The organism is Enterobacter genomosp. S (genome assembly GCF_001631805.1).
In the GTDB taxonomy this organism is placed as follows: domain Bacteria; phylum Pseudomonadota; class Gammaproteobacteria; order Enterobacterales; family Enterobacteriaceae; genus Enterobacter; species Enterobacter quasihormaechei.
The window spans coordinates 10,388-26,204 of record NZ_LVVA01000013.1 but is presented as its reverse complement, the minus strand read 5'-3'; the positions used below and the strand labels follow the sequence as shown (position 1 = coordinate 26,204).

The 15,817-nt window shown below is 51.3% G+C and carries 24 protein-coding genes; 6 read left to right on the top strand and 18 right to left on the bottom strand.

Annotated features, from left to right (window positions below; translation table 11 throughout):
* The first annotated feature begins 312 nt into the window (after window positions 1–312).
* Entirely contained in the window at window positions 313–867 is a 555-nt protein-coding gene (locus A3466_RS10940) for a gamma carbonic anhydrase family protein (protein WP_063450574.1), read from the top strand.
* Here A3466_RS10940 and A3466_RS10935 read toward each other — a convergent pair.
* From A3466_RS10935 to dprA, 6 genes are read right to left on the bottom strand one after another with little or no spacing between them, the layout of a single operon-like run.
* Window positions 843–1,091, bottom strand: a complete 249-nt coding sequence (locus tag A3466_RS10935; protein WP_063450573.1) for a DUF1488 domain-containing protein — start codon at window positions 1,089–1,091, stop codon at window positions 843–845. The two genes, A3466_RS10940 and A3466_RS10935, sit on opposite strands and share 25 nt — an antisense overlap.
* Window positions 1,088–1,906, bottom strand: a complete 819-nt coding sequence (aroE, locus tag A3466_RS10930; protein ID WP_063450572.1) for a shikimate dehydrogenase — start codon at window positions 1,904–1,906, stop codon at window positions 1,088–1,090. Before aroE ends, A3466_RS10935 begins: the two co-directional genes overlap by 4 nt.
* Before the next feature lie 4 nt (window positions 1,907–1,910).
* Entirely contained in the window at window positions 1,911–2,483 is a 573-nt protein-coding gene (gene tsaC, locus A3466_RS10925; protein ID WP_063450571.1) for an L-threonylcarbamoyladenylate synthase type 1 TsaC, read from the bottom strand.
* Complete coding sequence (locus A3466_RS10920) at window positions 2,476–3,030, bottom strand: DNA topoisomerase family protein (protein WP_063450570.1); 555 nt, start codon at window positions 3,028–3,030, stop codon at window positions 2,476–2,478. The genes tsaC and A3466_RS10920 overlap by 8 nt, the downstream gene beginning before the upstream one ends.
* 26 nt (window positions 3,031–3,056) lie before the next feature.
* Window positions 3,057–3,530, bottom strand: coding sequence for a DUF494 family protein Smg (gene smg, locus A3466_RS10915; RefSeq protein ID WP_000460665.1), 474 nt, complete (start codon window positions 3,528–3,530; stop codon window positions 3,057–3,059).
* Complete coding sequence (gene dprA / locus A3466_RS10910; RefSeq protein WP_063450569.1) at window positions 3,502–4,626, bottom strand: DNA-protecting protein DprA; 1,125 nt, start codon at window positions 4,624–4,626, stop codon at window positions 3,502–3,504. Before dprA ends, smg begins: the two co-directional genes overlap by 29 nt.
* Before the next feature lie 127 nt (window positions 4,627–4,753).
* Between dprA and def the strand changes: the two genes are divergently transcribed.
* The 5 genes from def to mscL all read left to right on the top strand — a co-directional run bounded on the left by def (window position 4,754) and on the right by mscL (window position 9,533).
* Complete coding sequence (gene def, locus A3466_RS10905; RefSeq protein WP_006812188.1) at window positions 4,754–5,263, top strand: peptide deformylase; 510 nt, start codon at window positions 4,754–4,756, stop codon at window positions 5,261–5,263.
* Between the two features lie 24 nt (window positions 5,264–5,287).
* Entirely contained in the window at window positions 5,288–6,235 is a 948-nt protein-coding gene (gene fmt / locus A3466_RS10900) for a methionyl-tRNA formyltransferase (RefSeq protein WP_063450568.1), read from the top strand.
* Between the two features lie 52 nt (window positions 6,236–6,287).
* Entirely contained in the window at window positions 6,288–7,574 is a 1,287-nt protein-coding gene (gene rsmB, locus A3466_RS10895; RefSeq protein ID WP_063450576.1) for a 16S rRNA (cytosine(967)-C(5))-methyltransferase RsmB, read from the top strand.
* A gap of 22 nt (window positions 7,575–7,596) precedes the next feature.
* Window positions 7,597–8,973: a Trk system potassium transporter TrkA gene (gene trkA / locus A3466_RS10890; protein ID WP_003863337.1), complete on the top strand. Its 1,377-nt coding sequence runs from the start codon at window positions 7,597–7,599 to the stop codon at window positions 8,971–8,973.
* Window positions 8,974–9,119: 146 nt separating this feature from the next.
* The gene (mscL, locus tag A3466_RS10885) at window positions 9,120–9,533 is read left to right on the top strand and encodes a large-conductance mechanosensitive channel protein MscL (RefSeq protein WP_063450567.1); all 414 of its coding nucleotides are present in this window, start codon (window positions 9,120–9,122) and stop codon (window positions 9,531–9,533) included.
* On the opposite strand, the gene A3466_RS10880 is transcribed toward mscL, so the two are convergent.
* The 12 genes from A3466_RS10880 to rpmD all read right to left on the bottom strand — a co-directional run bounded on the left by A3466_RS10880 (window position 9,534) and on the right by rpmD (window position 15,816).
* A complete protein-coding gene (locus A3466_RS10880; protein ID WP_063450566.1) occupies window positions 9,534–9,749 on the bottom strand; it encodes an alternative ribosome-rescue factor A in 216 nt (71 codons plus the stop codon).
* A gap of 57 nt (window positions 9,750–9,806) precedes the next feature.
* Window positions 9,807–10,232: a Zn(2+)-responsive transcriptional regulator gene (gene zntR / locus A3466_RS10875; protein WP_063450565.1), complete on the bottom strand. Its 426-nt coding sequence runs from the start codon at window positions 10,230–10,232 to the stop codon at window positions 9,807–9,809.
* A 2-nt stretch (window positions 10,233–10,234) separates the two neighbouring features.
* Window positions 10,235–10,603: a DUF1992 domain-containing protein gene (locus A3466_RS10870; RefSeq protein WP_063450564.1), complete on the bottom strand. Its 369-nt coding sequence runs from the start codon at window positions 10,601–10,603 to the stop codon at window positions 10,235–10,237.
* 107 nt (window positions 10,604–10,710) lie between these two features.
* Window positions 10,711–11,094 carry a 50S ribosomal protein L17 gene (gene rplQ / locus A3466_RS10865; RefSeq protein WP_001216368.1) on the bottom strand — a complete coding sequence of 128 codons (384 nt, stop codon included), beginning with the start codon at window positions 11,092–11,094 and terminating at the stop codon, window positions 10,711–10,713.
* Between the two features lie 40 nt (window positions 11,095–11,134).
* A complete protein-coding gene (locus tag A3466_RS10860; RefSeq protein WP_002919219.1) occupies window positions 11,135–12,124 on the bottom strand; it encodes a DNA-directed RNA polymerase subunit alpha in 990 nt (329 codons plus the stop codon).
* 25 nt (window positions 12,125–12,149) lie between these two features.
* Window positions 12,150–12,770, bottom strand: a complete 621-nt coding sequence (gene rpsD, locus A3466_RS10855) for a 30S ribosomal protein S4 (RefSeq protein WP_003863314.1) — start codon at window positions 12,768–12,770, stop codon at window positions 12,150–12,152.
* A gap of 32 nt (window positions 12,771–12,802) precedes the next feature.
* On the bottom strand, window positions 12,803–13,192 hold the full coding sequence (gene rpsK, locus A3466_RS10850) for a 30S ribosomal protein S11 (RefSeq protein WP_003863312.1): 390 nt from the start codon (window positions 13,190–13,192) through the stop codon (window positions 12,803–12,805).
* A gap of 16 nt (window positions 13,193–13,208) precedes the next feature.
* The gene (gene rpsM / locus A3466_RS10845) at window positions 13,209–13,565 is read right to left on the bottom strand and encodes a 30S ribosomal protein S13 (RefSeq protein WP_003863308.1); all 357 of its coding nucleotides are present in this window, start codon (window positions 13,563–13,565) and stop codon (window positions 13,209–13,211) included.
* A gap of 146 nt (window positions 13,566–13,711) precedes the next feature.
* Window positions 13,712–13,828 carry a 50S ribosomal protein L36 gene (gene rpmJ, locus A3466_RS10840; RefSeq protein WP_000868187.1) on the bottom strand — a complete coding sequence of 39 codons (117 nt, stop codon included), beginning with the start codon at window positions 13,826–13,828 and terminating at the stop codon, window positions 13,712–13,714.
* 31 nt (window positions 13,829–13,859) lie between these two features.
* Window positions 13,860–15,191, bottom strand: coding sequence for a preprotein translocase subunit SecY (secY, locus tag A3466_RS10835; RefSeq protein ID WP_003863305.1), 1,332 nt, complete (start codon window positions 15,189–15,191; stop codon window positions 13,860–13,862).
* Between the two features lie 7 nt (window positions 15,192–15,198).
* Entirely contained in the window at window positions 15,199–15,633 is a 435-nt protein-coding gene (gene rplO / locus A3466_RS10830; protein WP_003863304.1) for a 50S ribosomal protein L15, read from the bottom strand.
* 3 nt (window positions 15,634–15,636) lie between these two features.
* Complete coding sequence (gene rpmD / locus A3466_RS10825) at window positions 15,637–15,816, bottom strand: 50S ribosomal protein L30 (protein ID WP_003863301.1); 180 nt, start codon at window positions 15,814–15,816, stop codon at window positions 15,637–15,639.
* Between the last annotated feature and the right edge of the window lies 1 nt (window position 15,817).

Below are 15,817 nucleotides of genomic sequence, written 5' to 3'. Positions count from 1 at the left end.
GTCACCGTTGCGAGGTGGCGTATATTACGCTTTCCTCTTTCAGAGTCAACCCGTTATTTCAGGATTTTTTCTCTTCAACCGACCGGGTTGTCTGTGAAGTGATTCACATCCGCCGTGTCGATGGAGGCGCATTATAGGGATCCCAGTTTTTAGCACAAGTATTTTTTAGATCTTTTTTTCCAACTGCTGATTTTCCGTGCTTTTCGCTGAAAACCCACCCGATCCGCTTAAAAATTGACGCATTTTGCCTTGCCTCGATCCCCGAATACGATCAAAGTCTTCTTTATAGCGCTCATTTATATCGAGGTAGATATGTTTGCAGTATTACGCCCTTATAAAGATCTGTACCCCCAACAAGGCGATCGCGTGATGATCGATGCCAGCAGCGTGGTTGTGGGTGATGTCCGCATGGCCGATGATGTCAGCATCTGGCCACTCGTCGCGATCCGGGGCGATGTTAACTACGTTGCAATCGGTGCACGCACCAATATTCAGGACGGCAGCGTGCTGCATGTGACGCATAAATCATCTTACAACCCTGAAGGCAATCCGCTCATCATTGGGGAAGATGTTACCGTCGGTCATAAGGTGATGCTACACGGCTGCACGATCGGTAACAGGGTTCTCGTTGGGATGGGATCGATTTTGCTGGATGGCGTCATAGTAGAGGATGACGTAATGATTGGCGCAGGGAGCCTTGTTCCGCAAAACAAACGCCTGGAAAGTGGCTATCTCTATTTAGGCAGCCCGGTTAAGCAGATCCGCCCCTTAAAAGAGGCGGAAATCGAAGGGTTGAAATACTCAGCGAACAATTACGTTAAATGGAAGAATGACTATCTGGATCAGGATAACCAGACCCAGCCCTGATCGTCTTCCTGCTGATCGCGGATCAAATCGCTGGCTTCCTCTTCCAGATCCCAGCGATTTTCGCAAAAGACCGCTAACGCATCTGAACCCCCAAAGCGCTGGAGCAGCATTTCCCCTTTAATCGCACAGGTTAGCTGCATTCCATGCACCAGCACCGGGAAGCAAACCGCTTGCCTGTTCTCATCCCAGATTTCTCTGTCGGGAAAATGAATCGCCTGATTCACGCCATCAGTTCCTGTTTCAGTTTTTCAATCACCGGCTCTACAGAAGGTAACACGCCATGCCAGAGTAACACCGCATGAGCCGCCTGCCCCACCAGCATGCCCAGACCATCAGCCAAATGTTTTGCTCCCTGTTGTTCGCACCAGTTCAGAAAAGGCGTCTTCCCTTTTTGATAAAACATGTCATAGGCATAGATATGGGAATGGATCAGGGACGCGGGAATTGCGGGGATCTCCCCATTAATACCGCTGGAGGTGGCATTAATTACAAGGTCAAATTCATGACCCGCGAGTTCATCAAGCGCTAGCGCATTGATGCTACCAGTATGTGCGAACAACGCCGCCAGCTCTTCTGCTCTGGAAAAAGTCCGGTTGGTAATCGTCACCGCACAATCCAGAGAAAGGAGAGGAAGCAATACGCCGCGCGAGGCGCCACCCGCACCGATCAGCAGGATCCGAAAGCCTGGTTTAATAAACGACAGTCGCTCCAGATCGCTGAGCAAACCAACGCCGTCGGTGTTATCGCCCAAAAGGCGACCATCTTCGAGCCGCTTAAGCGTATTAACGGCACCGGCGAGCGATGCACGCTCGGTCAGCTCATCCGCACGCCCGAAAGCCTCTTCTTTAAAAGGCACCGTCACATTCGCACCTTTACCACCCGCATCAAAAAAGCCATTCAGCGTCGGTATAAATGCATCAACAGGCGCAAGGACCCGACCATACGGATGATCTATCTGCAACTGATCCGCAAACAGCTGATGAATCAGAGGCGACTTACTGTGCGCGATCGGGTTACCAAAAACAGCGTAGCTTTCCATCACATTATCCCTGGCGAAAACGTTCGCCGGTCAAGGCATCGCGAATTTCTGACGGGTTAAGACGACCACCGGTTTCACCGACGGCTACCGGGAAATCATTTCCGAATTGCGCCAGAACTTCTTCGGTTGTCCGACAAGGGGGAAGCCCGGTCAGGTTGGCGCTGGTAGAGACCAAAGGTTTACCAAATGCCAGGCATAGCTCCACCACCAGCGGATGGTCGGTGACACGCACCGCAAGTGAATCGAAACGTCCTGTTAACCAGCGCGGCGTTGTCGGCTGTGCAGGAAAAACAAACGTCACGGGACCAGGCCAGGCAGAAAAAATGGTTTCCCGCTGTGCAGGTGTCAGCATCGAATCATCAATATAAGGTTTAAGCTGCTCGTAATTCGCAGCGATCAGAATCAATCCTTTTTCGACAGGCCGCTGTTTAAGCGCCAGCAGCCGGCTAACGGCAACCTCGCTGTCAGGATCGCACCCGACCCCAAAAACGGCTTCTGTTGGATAGGCGATTACTTCTTCTTTTTTCAGGGTTTCCACCGCCTGGGCGATGGAGCCTGATGGCAGGTTATTATTCACTGATTTGATCCGCCGAAACCGGCTTTCCACATTGTTTACTGGCGCAAAAGCGTTTCATGCCTTGCGCGGTTTTCTTCTCTATAAGTAACGGATAATCGCAATGAGAGCAGACGCCCGCTACTGGTTTGAAATTGATAACGAACTGGCATTCAGGATAGCGATCGCATGAATGGAAGGTCTTGCCATAACGAGAGCGGCGCTGCACCAGCTGACCACGCTGGCACTGAGGGCAGGAAATTGCCGTTTCATCTGGCTTATCAATTTGTTCCGTATGCTCACATTCCGGGTAGCGGCTGCATCCGATAAACATCCCGAAACGCCCCTGCCGCAGCGCCAGTTCACCGCCACAGAGAGGACAAAGCTGTCCCTCCAGAATTTTGACGATATGTCCGTCCGCCTGGCTTTTCAGGGGACGGACATAATCACATTCCGGATAGTGGGAACAACCGAGAAACGGACCGTGTTTCCCGGACCGAATAACAAGTTCAGCCCCGCACTGTGGGCAGGGCTCGTTTTTATGCACCGTAAAGAGTGCTGATTTGGCCATAACAACTCTTGTTGCTGCACGTAGGATTAATGCAGCATACCTTCATTCACTTCAAAGAGTAATTCTTCCATTTGCTGATAGGCATTTTCACAGCCCGGAATGTTGAACAGAACCATCAGGATCACCCATTTCAGATCTTCCAGTTCAAACTCAGCAGTATCCAGCGCCATGACGCGCTCTATCACCATCTCTCTCGTTTCGAGGTTTAGCACCTGAATCTGCTCGAGGAATAAGATGAATCCCCGGCAGCTGGCATCCAGCCTTTCACACTCTTCAGCTGTATAGATGCGCACAGACAATGGGTCAGAAGCAAGCTGCATCGGTTCGGCGAGGCCGTCCTGATAATCAGCCAACTTATCCAGCCACATCAACGCATTATAGATATCTTCCCGCTCAAAACCTGCGTCGGTCAGATCCCGTGTTAATTTGTCCTGATCCACCTGCATTTCTGCTTCGTTGTGGATGTAAGTCTCAAACAAATACATCAGTACGTCGAACATGGCATGCCCTCCTTATTCGGACATAGCCGCCGGGTACAGCTGCGATCCACCCTGCTAACTCCAGTTCGAGTAGCTGTGCTACCGTTACTGGCACAGGTTGGCCGGCACGTTCAGCGACAACGTCAACAGGTGTTACCTCATCTCCTACGTTAGCCAGGAGCTTGGGAAATGGCAATGCTACGGCCTCCTGATCCGATGAAATATGTCGCTTTTGGCGATTATCCTGCAACCAATGCAATCCATACTGCAAATTTTCCAGGATATCCTCTTTACAGGTCACCAGCGTTGCCCCCTGTTTTATCAGCCAGTGAGGGCCTTCGCAGCCGGGGTTCCCCAACGGGCCGGGCAGCGCAAAAACTTCACGTCCCTGCTCCAGCGCGCACCTGGCGGTCACCAGCGATCCACTTCGAATCGCAGCTTCGACCACCAGCACGCCCTGGCTTAACCCGCTGATGATCCGGTTACGCCGGGGAAAGTTACCCGGCCTGGGCGATGTTGAGAGTGAAAACTCAGACACTATCGCCCCCTCTGAAGCGATAAGTTGCTCAGCCAGGACTTGATGACGACGCGGGTAGAGACTAAAAAGACCATTGCCAAGCACGGCGACACTTCGCCCTTTTGCTGTCAACGCCGCATGATGTGCGACTCCGTCGATGCCGCAAGCCAGGCCACTGGTGATCGTAAAGCCACATTGAGAGAGCTGTTCACTGAGAATTTTTCCCCACCGCACGCCATACCATGAGGGCGCACGGCTGCCCACAACCGCAAGCTGCATGCTGTTAAGCACATCAACGCGGCCTCGCACAAATAGCGCCCCGGGAAAATCAGGGATCAAACGTAACAATGGCGGGAAGCGAGGATCGTCAGCCGTGAGAAGATGGTTGTCTGCATGTTCCAGCCATTCCAGGCTGCGTTCAAGTTCACTCTCACTGAATGAAAAAAACTTTGCGACATGTTTGGCCGAAAGCCCTGCCTCTTTGACAGCGTCAGCATCAACGGTAGCCTGACGAAGCAACCGCTGCGCGGTTTCCAGCATCGCATCACCGTATAACGATCCGATGTTTATAAGCCGTAACCATATCTCTGTGGACGTCATCCTTTTCCCTGCCATAAGCAGCCTCAGCAATCTTTGCGATTGGTCACTGATGCTGTCAATCGACCGGGGATTTGTCTAGAATAGAAGTAATATTCTTTTCAACTCCTGAACACGACTCTGGAAATTTATGGCAGTTTTGCAAGTGTTACATATTCCTGACGAGCGCCTTCGCATCGTCGCGGAACCGGTTAAAGAAGTGAATGCAGAAATTCAGCGTATCGTCGATGATATGTTCGATACCATGTACGCTGAAGAAGGCATTGGCCTGGCGGCGACCCAGGTAGACATTCACAAGCGTATTATCGTGATCGACGTTTCTGAAAATCGCGATGAGCGCCTGGTGCTGATCAACCCTGAACTGCTTGAAAAAAGCGGCGAAACAGGTATTGAGGAAGGCTGTCTGTCCATCCCTGAACAGCGCGCTTTGGTGCCTCGTGCCGAAAAAGTTAAAATTCGCGCACTGGATCGTGACGGCAATCCGTTTGAACTGGAAGCCGACGATCTGCTGGCGATTTGCATTCAGCATGAGATGGATCACCTGGTCGGTAAACTGTTTATCGATTACCTCTCACCACTGAAACAACAGCGTATTCGTCAGAAAGTAGAGAAACTGGATCGTTTGCGTTCTCGCGCATAACGCCCCCCGGATACAAGGAATAACGTGTCTACATCACTACGTATAATCTTCGCGGGTACCCCTGATTTTGCAGCGCGTCATCTCGACGCGCTGTTATCGTCTGGCCATCAGATTGTTGGCGTATTCACTCAGCCGGACCGTCCGGCTGGCCGCGGTAAAAAACTGATGCCTGGCCCGGTTAAAGTACTGGCAGAAACGCATGGTTTACCGGTATTCCAGCCAGCGTCATTACGACCTCAGGAAAACCAGCAGTTAGTGGCAGACCTGAATGCCGACGTGATGGTGGTTGTGGCTTACGGCCTCATTCTGCCGAAAGCGGTACTCGATATGCCCCGTCTGGGCTGTATTAACGTCCATGGTTCCTTGCTCCCACGCTGGCGTGGTGCGGCCCCAATTCAGCGCGCTTTGTGGGCAGGCGATGCTGAAACAGGCGTTACAATCATGAAGATGGACGTAGGTTTAGACACTGGCGACATGCTGTATAAACTGGCGTGCCCCATTACCGCAGAAGATACCAGCGCCACGCTGTATGACAAGCTGGCGGATCTCGGCCCGCAGGGGCTGATTGAGACGTTGCAACAGCTTGCTGACAATACGGCGAAACCTGACGTTCAGGATGAGGCGCAGGTGACCTATGCTGAAAAGCTGAGTAAAGAAGAAGCCCGAATCGACTGGTCCCTGTCAGCAGCTCAACTCGAACGCTGCATCCGCGCCTTTAATCCGTGGCCGATGAGCTGGTTAATGATTGATGAGCAGCCAGTTAAAGTCTGGAAAGCTTCCGTTATTAACGGCAATACCTCGGCAGAGCCCGGTACGATTATCGACGCCAGTAAAAACGGTATTCAGGTTGCGACCAGAGAAGGGATCCTGAATCTTGAATCGCTGCAACCGGCCGGTAAAAAGGCGATGAGCGCGCAGGACCTGTTAAATTCCCGTCGTGAATGGTTCATCCCTGGCAATCGCCTTGCCTGAACGCATTTACTCTTAAAGCCCGGTGTGTCCGGGCATTTTTATTTTTACGGTTATGAAAAGACAAAATCTACGCACCATGGCGGCTCAGGCCGTTGAGCAGGTTATCGAGCAGGGCCAGTCACTGAGTAATGTCCTGCCTCCACTGCAACAAAAGGTTTCCGATAAAGACAAAGCCCTGCTTCAGGAGCTTTGCTTTGGCGTTCTGCGCACCCTTTCTCAGCTTGAATGGTTAATCAACAAGCTGATGTCACGCCCGATGAGCGGCAAGCAGCGCACCGTGCATTATTTAATCATGGTCGGTTTCTATCAGCTTCTGCATACCCGCATTCCTCCTCATGCTGCGCTGGCTGAGACAGTGGAGGGTGCCGTTGCGATAAAACGTCCTCAGTTGAAAGGACTGATCAACGGCGTGCTGCGTCAGTTCCAGCGTCAGCAGGACGAACTGCTGGCAGAATTTGCGCAAAGCGAAGCGCGCTTCCTGCACCCTGAATGGCTGCTGAATCGCCTTAAAAAAGCCTACCCACAGCAATGGCAAGAGATCGCTGATGCCAATAATCAACGTCCGCCGATGTGGTTACGCGTCAATCGTAACCATCATACGCGCGACGCATGGCTGGCCAAGCTGGAAGAAGCCGGGATGAGTGGCTTCACTCACGCTGCATATCCTGATGCGGTTCGTTTAGCCTCCCCAGCTCCGGTACACGCATTACCCGGCTTTGACGAAGGCTGGGTAACGGTACAGGATGCATCCGCTCAGGGCTGCATGACCTGGCTTGAACCAAAGGACGGGGAGCAAATCCTCGATCTCTGTGCAGCACCAGGGGGTAAAACAACGCACATTCTGGAAGTGGCGCCGCAGGCCAGCGTGATGGCCGTAGATGTTGACGAGCAGCGCCTGTCACGCGTCTACGACAACCTCAAACGTCTGGGTATGAAAGCACAGGTTAAGCAAGGTGATGGACGCAAACCCGCAGACTGGTGTGGCGATACCCGGTTCGATCGCATTTTGCTCGACGCCCCCTGCTCTGCAACCGGCGTTATTCGTCGTCATCCCGATATCAAATGGCTGCGTCGCGATCGTGATATCAAGGAGCTTGCCCAGCTGCAATCCGATATTCTGGATGCCATCTGGCCGCATCTCAAACCCGGCGGAACCCTGGTGTATGCAACCTGCTCCGTTCTGCCGGAAGAGAACAGTCAGCAAATTGCGGCTTTCCTGAAACGCACCCCGGACGCCGCGCTGCACGCTACAGGTACGCCTGAGCAACCGGGTCTGCAAAACCTGCCTGGCGCAGAAGAGGGTGATGGCTTCTTTTACGCTAAGCTAATCAAAGAGTGATGTTGAGAACAGGTCACGAACGATGAAAATTATCATTCTGGGCGCAGGGCAAGTGGGCGGAACGCTGGCGGAAAACCTCGTGGGTGAAAACAACGATATCACCATTGTGGATACCAATGGCGATCGTCTGCGCGTTTTGCAGGACAAGTTTGACCTCCGCGTTGTTCAGGGGCACGGCTCTCATCCACGTGTACTCCGGGAAGCGGGCGCGGACGATGCCGACATGCTGGTTGCAGTAACCAGTTCAGATGAAACCAACATGGTTGCTTGTCAGGTGGCCTACTCGCTTTTCAACACCCCGAACCGCATCGCCCGCATTCGTTCCCCGGACTATGTCCGGGATGCGGAGAAGCTGTTTAATTCCGAAGCGGTACCCATCGACCATCTTATTGCGCCAGAACAGCTGGTTATCGACAGTATTTATCGTCTGATTGAGTATCCGGGCGCGTTGCAGGTTGTGAACTTTGCTGAAGGAAAAGTAAGCCTGGCGGTCGTGAAGGCCTATTACGGCGGCCCGCTGATTGGTAATGCTCTGTCGACAATGCGCGAGCATATGCCACATATCGATACGCGTGTTGCGGCTATTTTCCGTCACGACAGGCCTATTCGTCCGCAAGGTTCCACCATTGTCGAAGCCGGAGATGAAGTCTTCTTTATTGCGGCTTCTCAGCATATCCGCGCGGTGATGAGTGAGCTACAGCGTCTCGAAAAACCGTATAAACGTATTATGCTGGTCGGCGGCGGTAATATTGGCGCAGGCCTGGCGAGACGACTGGAAAAAGACTATAGCGTGAAGCTGATCGAAAGAGATCAGCAGCGCGCGTCGGAGCTGGCTGAAAAACTTCAGAATACCATCGTGTTTTATGGCGATGCTTCGGATCAGGAATTGCTGGCCGAAGAGCATATCGATCAGGTCGATCTTTTTATTGCCGTTACCAACGACGACGAAGCAAATATTATGTCCGCCATGCTCGCCAAGCGTATGGGAGCAAAAAAAGTGATGGTGCTTATTCAGCGTAAGGCTTATGTCGATCTGGTACAGGGAAGCGTTATTGACATTGCTATTTCTCCTCAGCAAGCCACCATTTCTGCCCTGCTCAGCCACGTGCGTAAAGCGGATATCGTCGGCGTTTCGTCCCTTCGTCGTGGTGTTGCTGAAGCCATTGAAGCCGTTGCGCACGGGGATGAAACGACGTCGCGCGTTGTGGGTCGTGCGATCGACGAAATTAAACTGCCACCAGGCACCATTATCGGCGCCGTCGTGCGAGGTAATGATGTCATGATCGCCAATGATAATTTACGTATCGAGCAGGGGGACCACGTTATTATGTTCCTAACCGATAAAAAGTTTATTACCGACGTCGAGCGTTTATTCCAGCCAAGTCCATTCTTCCTGTAAAGATCCGGGTGCTCCATCGAGAGCACCCGAATATTAACCTTTTAATTTTCATGCCTTTTATTTTGCATAACGATTATTTATCCCCAATGGCAATTAGCTAATCATTTGTTAAACTTATAGGCGTCAGCTGGCACAAGGAGAACATAATGAGTTTTATTAAAGAATTTCGCGAATTTGCGATGCGCGGGAATGTGGTGGATTTGGCTGTGGGTGTCATTATTGGTGCGGCGTTCGGTAAGATCGTTTCATCGTTAGTCGCCGACATTATTATGCCGCCGTTAGGGCTGTTGATTGGAGGTATTGATTTCAAACAATTCGCCTTCACCCTGCGGGAAGCCCAGGGCGATATCCCTGCGGTTGTAATGCACTATGGCGTATTCATTCAGAACGTTTTTGATTTCGTGATTGTGGCATTTGCCATTTTCATGGCCATCAAACTTATCAACAGACTTAACCGTAAAAAAGAAGAACCGGCTGCTGCCCCGCCAGCACCCACTAAAGAAGAGGTCTTGCTGACTGAAATTCGCGATCTGTTAAAAGAAAAGAATAATCGCGTTTAATCAGGCGAGAGAAACAGAAAGGCCAGTGGTAAAAAAGCGGTTCGCTTGCTTGCCACTGGCCTCCCAGTTACCCCGTTGTGCATGTTTACCTTTACGCAAATAACTGCCTTTCCCTTTTTTGTTCTTCTCAACACGCTGTCTGAAAAGCGGTTCGTGAAGCAATGCCTCAATGGCGTTATCCTTAATTTGTCCCTTAGTATGCTGGTAGCGGCTCATCATTTCTCCTGAGCATAGTTAATGTCGGCTGGAGTCTAGACCCTGCCGGATAAAAAATCAACAACCCTGAGTTTCACTACTCGCCCCCTGCTCAAGCGCTTCCAGAATTGAGCAATACACGCTGCTGTGAGCAGTACCGCAGCACGCGTCATTCAGCCTTTGCAGAGACCGCTGCATGGTTTGCAGCTCCTGAATTCGTGCTTCAACTTCATCCAGCCTGGCCTTCACGATGCTTTTCGATTCCTGACACGTATGATGTTCAGGATCGATACGGATCGACAGCAGTTCACGGATCGACTCCAGCGTGAAGCCGAGTTGCCGTGCATAGCGGATAAAACGCAGGCGTTGCAGGTCGTTATCCGTATAAAGGCGAAATCCACCTTCCGTTCTGACTTCATGATCGATCATATGCTGCTTTTCGTAGTAGCGGATAGTATCCGGCGTTACGTTAGCAAGTTTCGCAAGTTCACCTATGCGGTACATGGCTACTCCTCGTTTATTTTTTGCCTTAACCTTTTACTGTATTCGCCATGCAAAAAGTCGGTGTTCATTCCCGTCTGGCGAAGCTTTAGCTCAATAAGCGCTAAACGACGACTGATTTCGGAGTACCGGGGGTCGTCCTTATGAATGCCTTTAAGCAGATCGGCAAGCTCGACGGCTTCATTGCGTTGCTGAAGTTCAGGAGGTAAACAGCCTGCATTTTTCAGTAAGCGATAGCCGGCGCGTAAGTCGGTTGGAACATGTGAATCATCATCCAGCATCAGTGGTTCACCGCTACCGGGAAGATTATCGAACTCGCCTTTGTTTTGGGCATCGCAAATATGGCGTTCAGCCCACTGATCGAGCAACCACATAATGAACTCCAGGGGATGAGCACAAAAGATACAGACATTGTAGATAAGGGGTGATTCTGCGGATATAAAAAAACCCGCCGAGGCGGGTTTTTTTACGTTACTACAGATTACTCTGCAGCAGCTTCTGCTTTCTCTGAACGATCAACCAGCTCGATGTAAGCCATCGGCGCGTTGTCGCCTGCACGGAAGCCACACTTCAGAATGCGAGTGTAACCACCGGCACGGCTCGCGAAACGCGGGCCCAGTTCGTTAAACAGTTTTGCCACGATCTCGTTATCACGAGTACGGGCGAATGCCAGACGACGATTAGCAACGCTGTCAGTCTTGGCAAGAGTAATCAGCGGCTCAACTACGCGACGCAGCTCTTTCGCTTTAGGCAGGGTCGTCTTGATGATTTCATGACGAACCAGTGAACCTGCCATGTTGCGGAACATAGCCTGGCGATGGCTGCTGTTGCGGTTCAGTTGACGACCACTCTTACGATGGCGCATGACCTTATCCTTCTCAGTAAAACCTTAACCTGTGATCCGGTTACTCGTCAGCAATGCTTGCCGGTGGCCAGTTTTCCAGGCGCATGCCCAGAGACAGACCACGTGAAGCCAGCACGTCTTTAATCTCGGTAAGAGATTTTTTACCCAGGTTCGGCGTTTTCAGCAACTCAACCTCGGTACGCTGTACCAGATCACCGATATAGTGGATAGCTTCTGCCTTGAGGCAGTTAGCAGAGCGGACAGTCAATTCCAGATCGTCAACAGGGCGCAGCAGGATCGGATCGAATTCTGGTTTCTCTTCTTTCACTTCCGGCTGACGTACATCACGTAAGTCAACGAAAGCTTCCAGTTGTTCTGCCAGGATGGTTGCCGCACGACGAATCGCCTCTTCAGGATCGATTGTGCCATTGGTTTCCATTTCGATGACCAGCTTGTCCAGGTCGGTACGCTGTTCTACACGCGCTGCTTCAACATTGTAGGCAATACGCTCTACAGGGCTGTAGCATGCGTCGACCAGCAGACGGCCGATTGGGCGCTCATCTTCTTCCGAATGAATTCGGGCAGAAGCCGGCACATAACCACGACCGCGCTGAACTTTGATACGCATGCTAATTGCTGCGTTCTCATCGGTCAGGTGGCAGATCACGTGCTGCGGCTTGACGATTTCAACATCACCGTCGTGGGTGATGTCGGCTGCAGTCACAGGGCCAATGCCAGATTTATTCAGAGTAAGAATAACTTCATCTTTACCCTGAACTCTCACCGCCAGCCCTTTCAGGTTGAGCAGGATTTCAAGGATATCTTCCTGAACGCCTTCTTTGGTGCTGTACTCATGAAGTACACCATCAATCTCAACCTCGGTCACCGCGCAACCCGGCATCGATGAGAGCAGAATACGGCGCAGTGCGTTACCCAGAGTATGGCCAAAGCCACGCTCTAAAGGCTCAAGGGTCACCTTGGCGTGCGTCGAACTCACTTGCTCGATATCTACCAGGCGCGGTTTTAGAAACTCTGTCACAGAACCCTGCATTGTGTCCTCTCTTTGGTACTAAGCTTTACTTGGAGTAAAGCTCGACGATCAGGTGTTCGTTAATGTCCGCAGACAGATCAGAACGTTCTGGCTGACGCTTGAACGTACCTTCCATCTTGCCAGCATCAACTTCCAGCCAGGTTGGCTTTTCACGCTGCTCAGCCAGCTCCAGAGCGGCTTTCACGCGAGATTGCTTTTTCGCTTTCTCACGAATGCTAACAACGTCATTCGCTTTAACCTGATAAGAAGCGATGTTAACAACACGACCGTTTACCATGATTGCTTTATGGCTAACCAGCTGGCGTGATTCAGCACGAGTCGCGCCGAAGCCCATACGGTATACAACGTTGTCCAGACGACCTTCCAGCAGAGCCAGCAGGTTTTCACCTGTGTTGCCTTTCAGACGTGCTGCTTCTTTATAATAGTTACGGAACTGACGCTCCAGCACACCGTAGATACGGCGAACTTTTTGCTTTTCACGCAACTGCACACCATAGTCAGACAGACGCGGTTTACGCGCACCGTGCTGGCCAGGAGCTTGTTCAATTTTACACTTGGTATCGATCGCGCGAACGCCAGACTTAAGGAATAAGTCGGTGCCCTCACGACGGCTCAGCTTGAGCTTAGGACCCAAATATCTTGCCATTTTCTATCTCCAACTAACCTAAAAAACGAGCGTTATACGCGACGTTTTTTCGGCGGACGACAACCGTTATGAGGGATCGGAGTCACATCAGTAATATTCGTGATGCGGAAACCAGCGGCGTTCAGAGCGCGAACAGTAGATTCACGACCCGGACCCGGACCTTTAACCATAACTTCCAGATTCTTGATGCCGTATTCTTTTACGGCTTCAGCGCAACGCTCTGCTGCAACCTGAGCTGCGAACGGAGTGGATTTGCGAGAACCACGGAAACCGGAACCACCGGCTGTTGCCCAACCCAATGCGTTACCCTGACGATCAGTAATAGTAACGATGGTGTTGTTGAAAGAAGCATGGATATGAGCCACGCCGTCAGAGACTTGTTTTCTTACACGTTTACGTGCACGAACTGGTGCCTTTGCCATTATTCAATCACCCCGATTATTTCTTGATCGGTTTGCGCGGACCCTTACGGGTACGTGCGTTGGTCTTAGTACGCTGACCGCGCACTGGCAGACCACGACGATGACGCAAACCGCGATAGCAACCAAGATCCATCAGGCGCTTGATGCTCATGCTGATTTCACGGCGCAGATCACCTTCAACGACAAATTTGGCAACTTCGTCACGCAGCGTGTCGATTTGTTCTTCAGACAGCTCACTGATCTTAACATCTTCAGCGATACCCGCTGCAGCCAGAATGGCTTTAGAACGGGTCTTGCCGACGCCGTAGATCGAAGTTAATGCGATCACAGCATGTTTCTGATCAGGAATGTTAATGCCTGCTATACGGGCCACTATGCACTCCTACTATTTAATATGTACGCACCATGCTGAAAAGCCCGTTTTCAGGATACTCAAATGGAAACGTACAGACATACAAAAGATTGGCTGGCTAATCTAGCCAGCTCAACCCAACTTTGCAAGAAAAATATGCGAAATAATCAGCCTTGGCGCTGTTTATGCTTCGGCTCGGCACTGCAAATCACACGGATGACACCATCACGCTTAACGATTTTGCAGTTACGGCATAATTTCTTGACGGAAGCACGAACTTTCATTTTTACTCTCCGTAACTTCTCAGGCGACCAGTTAGCGGCCGTAGCCTTTCAGGTTCGCCTTCTTCAATGCAGACTCATACTGACTGGACATCATCAGAGTTTGCACTTGAGCCATAAAGTCCATAATCACGACAACAACGATAAGCAGTGAGGTCCCACCGAAGTAGAACGGTACTTTCATTGCATCACGCATGAACTCCGGGATCAGGCAGATAAAAGTAATATAAAGCGCACCAACCAAAGTCAGGCGAGTCATTACTTTATCGATATACTTCGCCGTTTGCTCTCCCGGACGAATTCCTGGTACAAATGCACCGGACTTCTTCAGGTTATCTGCTGTTTCACGCGGGTTGAAGACCAACGCCGTGTAGAAGAAACAGAAGAAGATGATCGCAGACGCATAGAGTAACACATAAAGTGGTTGCCCAGGCTGCAAATACAGCGAAATTGTTGTCAGCCAGTTCCAACCAGTACCGCCCCCGAACCATGACGCGATGGTTGCCGGGAACAGAATAATACTGGAAGCGAAGATAGCCGGGATAACCCCCGCCATATTCACTTTCAGCGGTAAATGTGTGCTCTGTGCAGCATAGACACGACGACCCTGTTGACGCTTAGCGTAGTTCACCACAATGCGGCGTTGACCACGTTCAACGAAGACAACAAAGAACGTCACTGCAAATACTAATACTGCAACCAACAGCAACAGGAGGAAGTGCAGGTCGCCTTGACGCGCTTGCTCGATAGTATGGGCGATGGCCGGCGGGAGACCCGCAACGATACCGGCGAAGATAATGATTGAGATACCGTTACCGATACCTCGTTCAGTAATCTGTTCGCCGAGCCACATCAGGAACATGGTCCCTGTGACCAGACTAACAACAGCGGTGAAATAGAATGCAAAGCCTGGATTTAATACCAGGCCCTGCATACCAGGCATATTCGGAAGACCGGTAGCAATACCGATCGACTGGAATATTGCCAGCACCAGAGTGCCGTAACGGGTGTACTGGCTAATCTTACGACGTCCAGACTCCCCTTCTTTCTTCAGCTCTGCCAGGGCCGGATGAACGACCGTCAGCAGCTGGATAATAATAGATGCCGAAATGTACGGCATAATACCCAGCGCGAAAATAGAAGCACGGCTGAGAGCACCACCAGAGAACATGTTGAACATTTCAATGATGGTGCCTCGCTGTTGCTCAAGCAGTTTGGCAAGTACAGCGGCATCAATACCAGGGATCGGAATAAAAGAGCCAATACGGAACACAATCAGCGCGCCGATTACAAACAGCAGTCTGCGTTTCAGCTCGCCAAATCCACCTTTGGCACTTTGAAAATCTAATCCCGGTTGCTTAGCCATCTGCTACTTATTCCTCAATTTTACCGCCAGCAGCTTCGATAGCAGCACGAGCACCTTTAGTAACACGCAGGCCACGAACAGTTACCGGAGTAGAAACTTCACCAGCCAGGATCACTTTCGCGAACTCGATCTGGATACCGATAATGTTAGCCGCTTTCAGCGTGTTCAGGTCTACAACGCCGCCTTCAACTTTCGCCAGGTCAGACAGACGGATTTCCGCTGTGATCGCTGCTTTGCGAGAGGTGAAGCCGAACTTCGGCAGACGACGGTACAGTGGCATCTGGCCACCCTCGAAACCGCGACGTACGCCACCGCCAGAACGAGAGTTCTGACCTTTGTGACCACGACCACCGGTTTTGCCGAGGCCAGAACCGATACCACGACCCAGGCGTTTACCCGCCTTTTTAGAGCCTTCGGCCGGAGACAGAGTATTTAAACGCATCTCTTACTCCTCAACTTTAACCATGAAGTAAACCGCGTTGACCATACCACGAACAGCAGGAGTATCCTCGCGCTCAACGGTATGACCAATACGACGCAGACCCAGGCCAAGCAGCGTTGCCTTGTGTTTCGGCAGACGACCGATTGCACTGCGGGTTTGAGTGATTTTAATAGTCTTTGCCATG

Bases quoted from the DNA above. Each gene is read 5' to 3' on its own strand.
- A3466_RS10940 (WP_063450574.1), top strand. From the start codon at position 313: ATGTTTGCAGTATTACGCCCTTATAAAGATCTGTACCCCCAACAAGGC.
- aroE (WP_063450572.1), bottom strand. From the start codon at position 1,906: ATGGAAAGCTACGCTGTTTTTGGTAACCCGATCGCGCACAGTAAGTCG.
- A3466_RS10920 (WP_063450570.1), bottom strand. From the start codon at position 3,030: ATGGCCAAATCAGCACTCTTTACGGTGCATAAAAACGAGCCCTGCCCA.
- smg (WP_000460665.1), bottom strand. From the start codon at position 3,530: ATGTTCGACGTACTGATGTATTTGTTTGAGACTTACATCCACAACGAA.
- dprA (WP_063450569.1), bottom strand. From the start codon at position 4,626: ATGACGTCCACAGAGATATGGTTACGGCTTATAAACATCGGATCGTTA.
- def (WP_006812188.1), top strand. From the start codon at position 4,754: ATGGCAGTTTTGCAAGTGTTACATATTCCTGACGAGCGCCTTCGCATC.
- rsmB (WP_063450576.1), top strand. From the start codon at position 6,288: ATGAAAAGACAAAATCTACGCACCATGGCGGCTCAGGCCGTTGAGCAG.
- trkA (WP_003863337.1), top strand. From the start codon at position 7,597: ATGAAAATTATCATTCTGGGCGCAGGGCAAGTGGGCGGAACGCTGGCG.
- mscL (WP_063450567.1), top strand. From the start codon at position 9,120: ATGAGTTTTATTAAAGAATTTCGCGAATTTGCGATGCGCGGGAATGTG.
- A3466_RS10880 (WP_063450566.1), bottom strand. From the start codon at position 9,749: ATGAGCCGCTACCAGCATACTAAGGGACAAATTAAGGATAACGCCATT.
- zntR (WP_063450565.1), bottom strand. From the start codon at position 10,232: ATGTACCGCATAGGTGAACTTGCGAAACTTGCTAACGTAACGCCGGAT.
- A3466_RS10870 (WP_063450564.1), bottom strand. From the start codon at position 10,603: ATGTGGTTGCTCGATCAGTGGGCTGAACGCCATATTTGCGATGCCCAA.
- rplQ (WP_001216368.1), bottom strand. From the start codon at position 11,094: ATGCGCCATCGTAAGAGTGGTCGTCAACTGAACCGCAACAGCAGCCAT.
- A3466_RS10860 (WP_002919219.1), bottom strand. From the start codon at position 12,124: ATGCAGGGTTCTGTGACAGAGTTTCTAAAACCGCGCCTGGTAGATATC.
- rpsD (WP_003863314.1), bottom strand. From the start codon at position 12,770: ATGGCAAGATATTTGGGTCCTAAGCTCAAGCTGAGCCGTCGTGAGGGC.
- rpsK (WP_003863312.1), bottom strand. From the start codon at position 13,192: ATGGCAAAGGCACCAGTTCGTGCACGTAAACGTGTAAGAAAACAAGTC.
- rpmJ (WP_000868187.1), bottom strand. From the start codon at position 13,828: ATGAAAGTTCGTGCTTCCGTCAAGAAATTATGCCGTAACTGCAAAATC.
- secY (WP_003863305.1), bottom strand. From the start codon at position 15,191: ATGGCTAAGCAACCGGGATTAGATTTTCAAAGTGCCAAAGGTGGATTT.
- rplO (WP_003863304.1), bottom strand. From the start codon at position 15,633: ATGCGTTTAAATACTCTGTCTCCGGCCGAAGGCTCTAAAAAGGCGGGT.
- rpmD (WP_003863301.1), bottom strand. From the start codon at position 15,816: ATGGCAAAGACTATTAAAATCACTCAAACCCGCAGTGCAATCGGTCGT.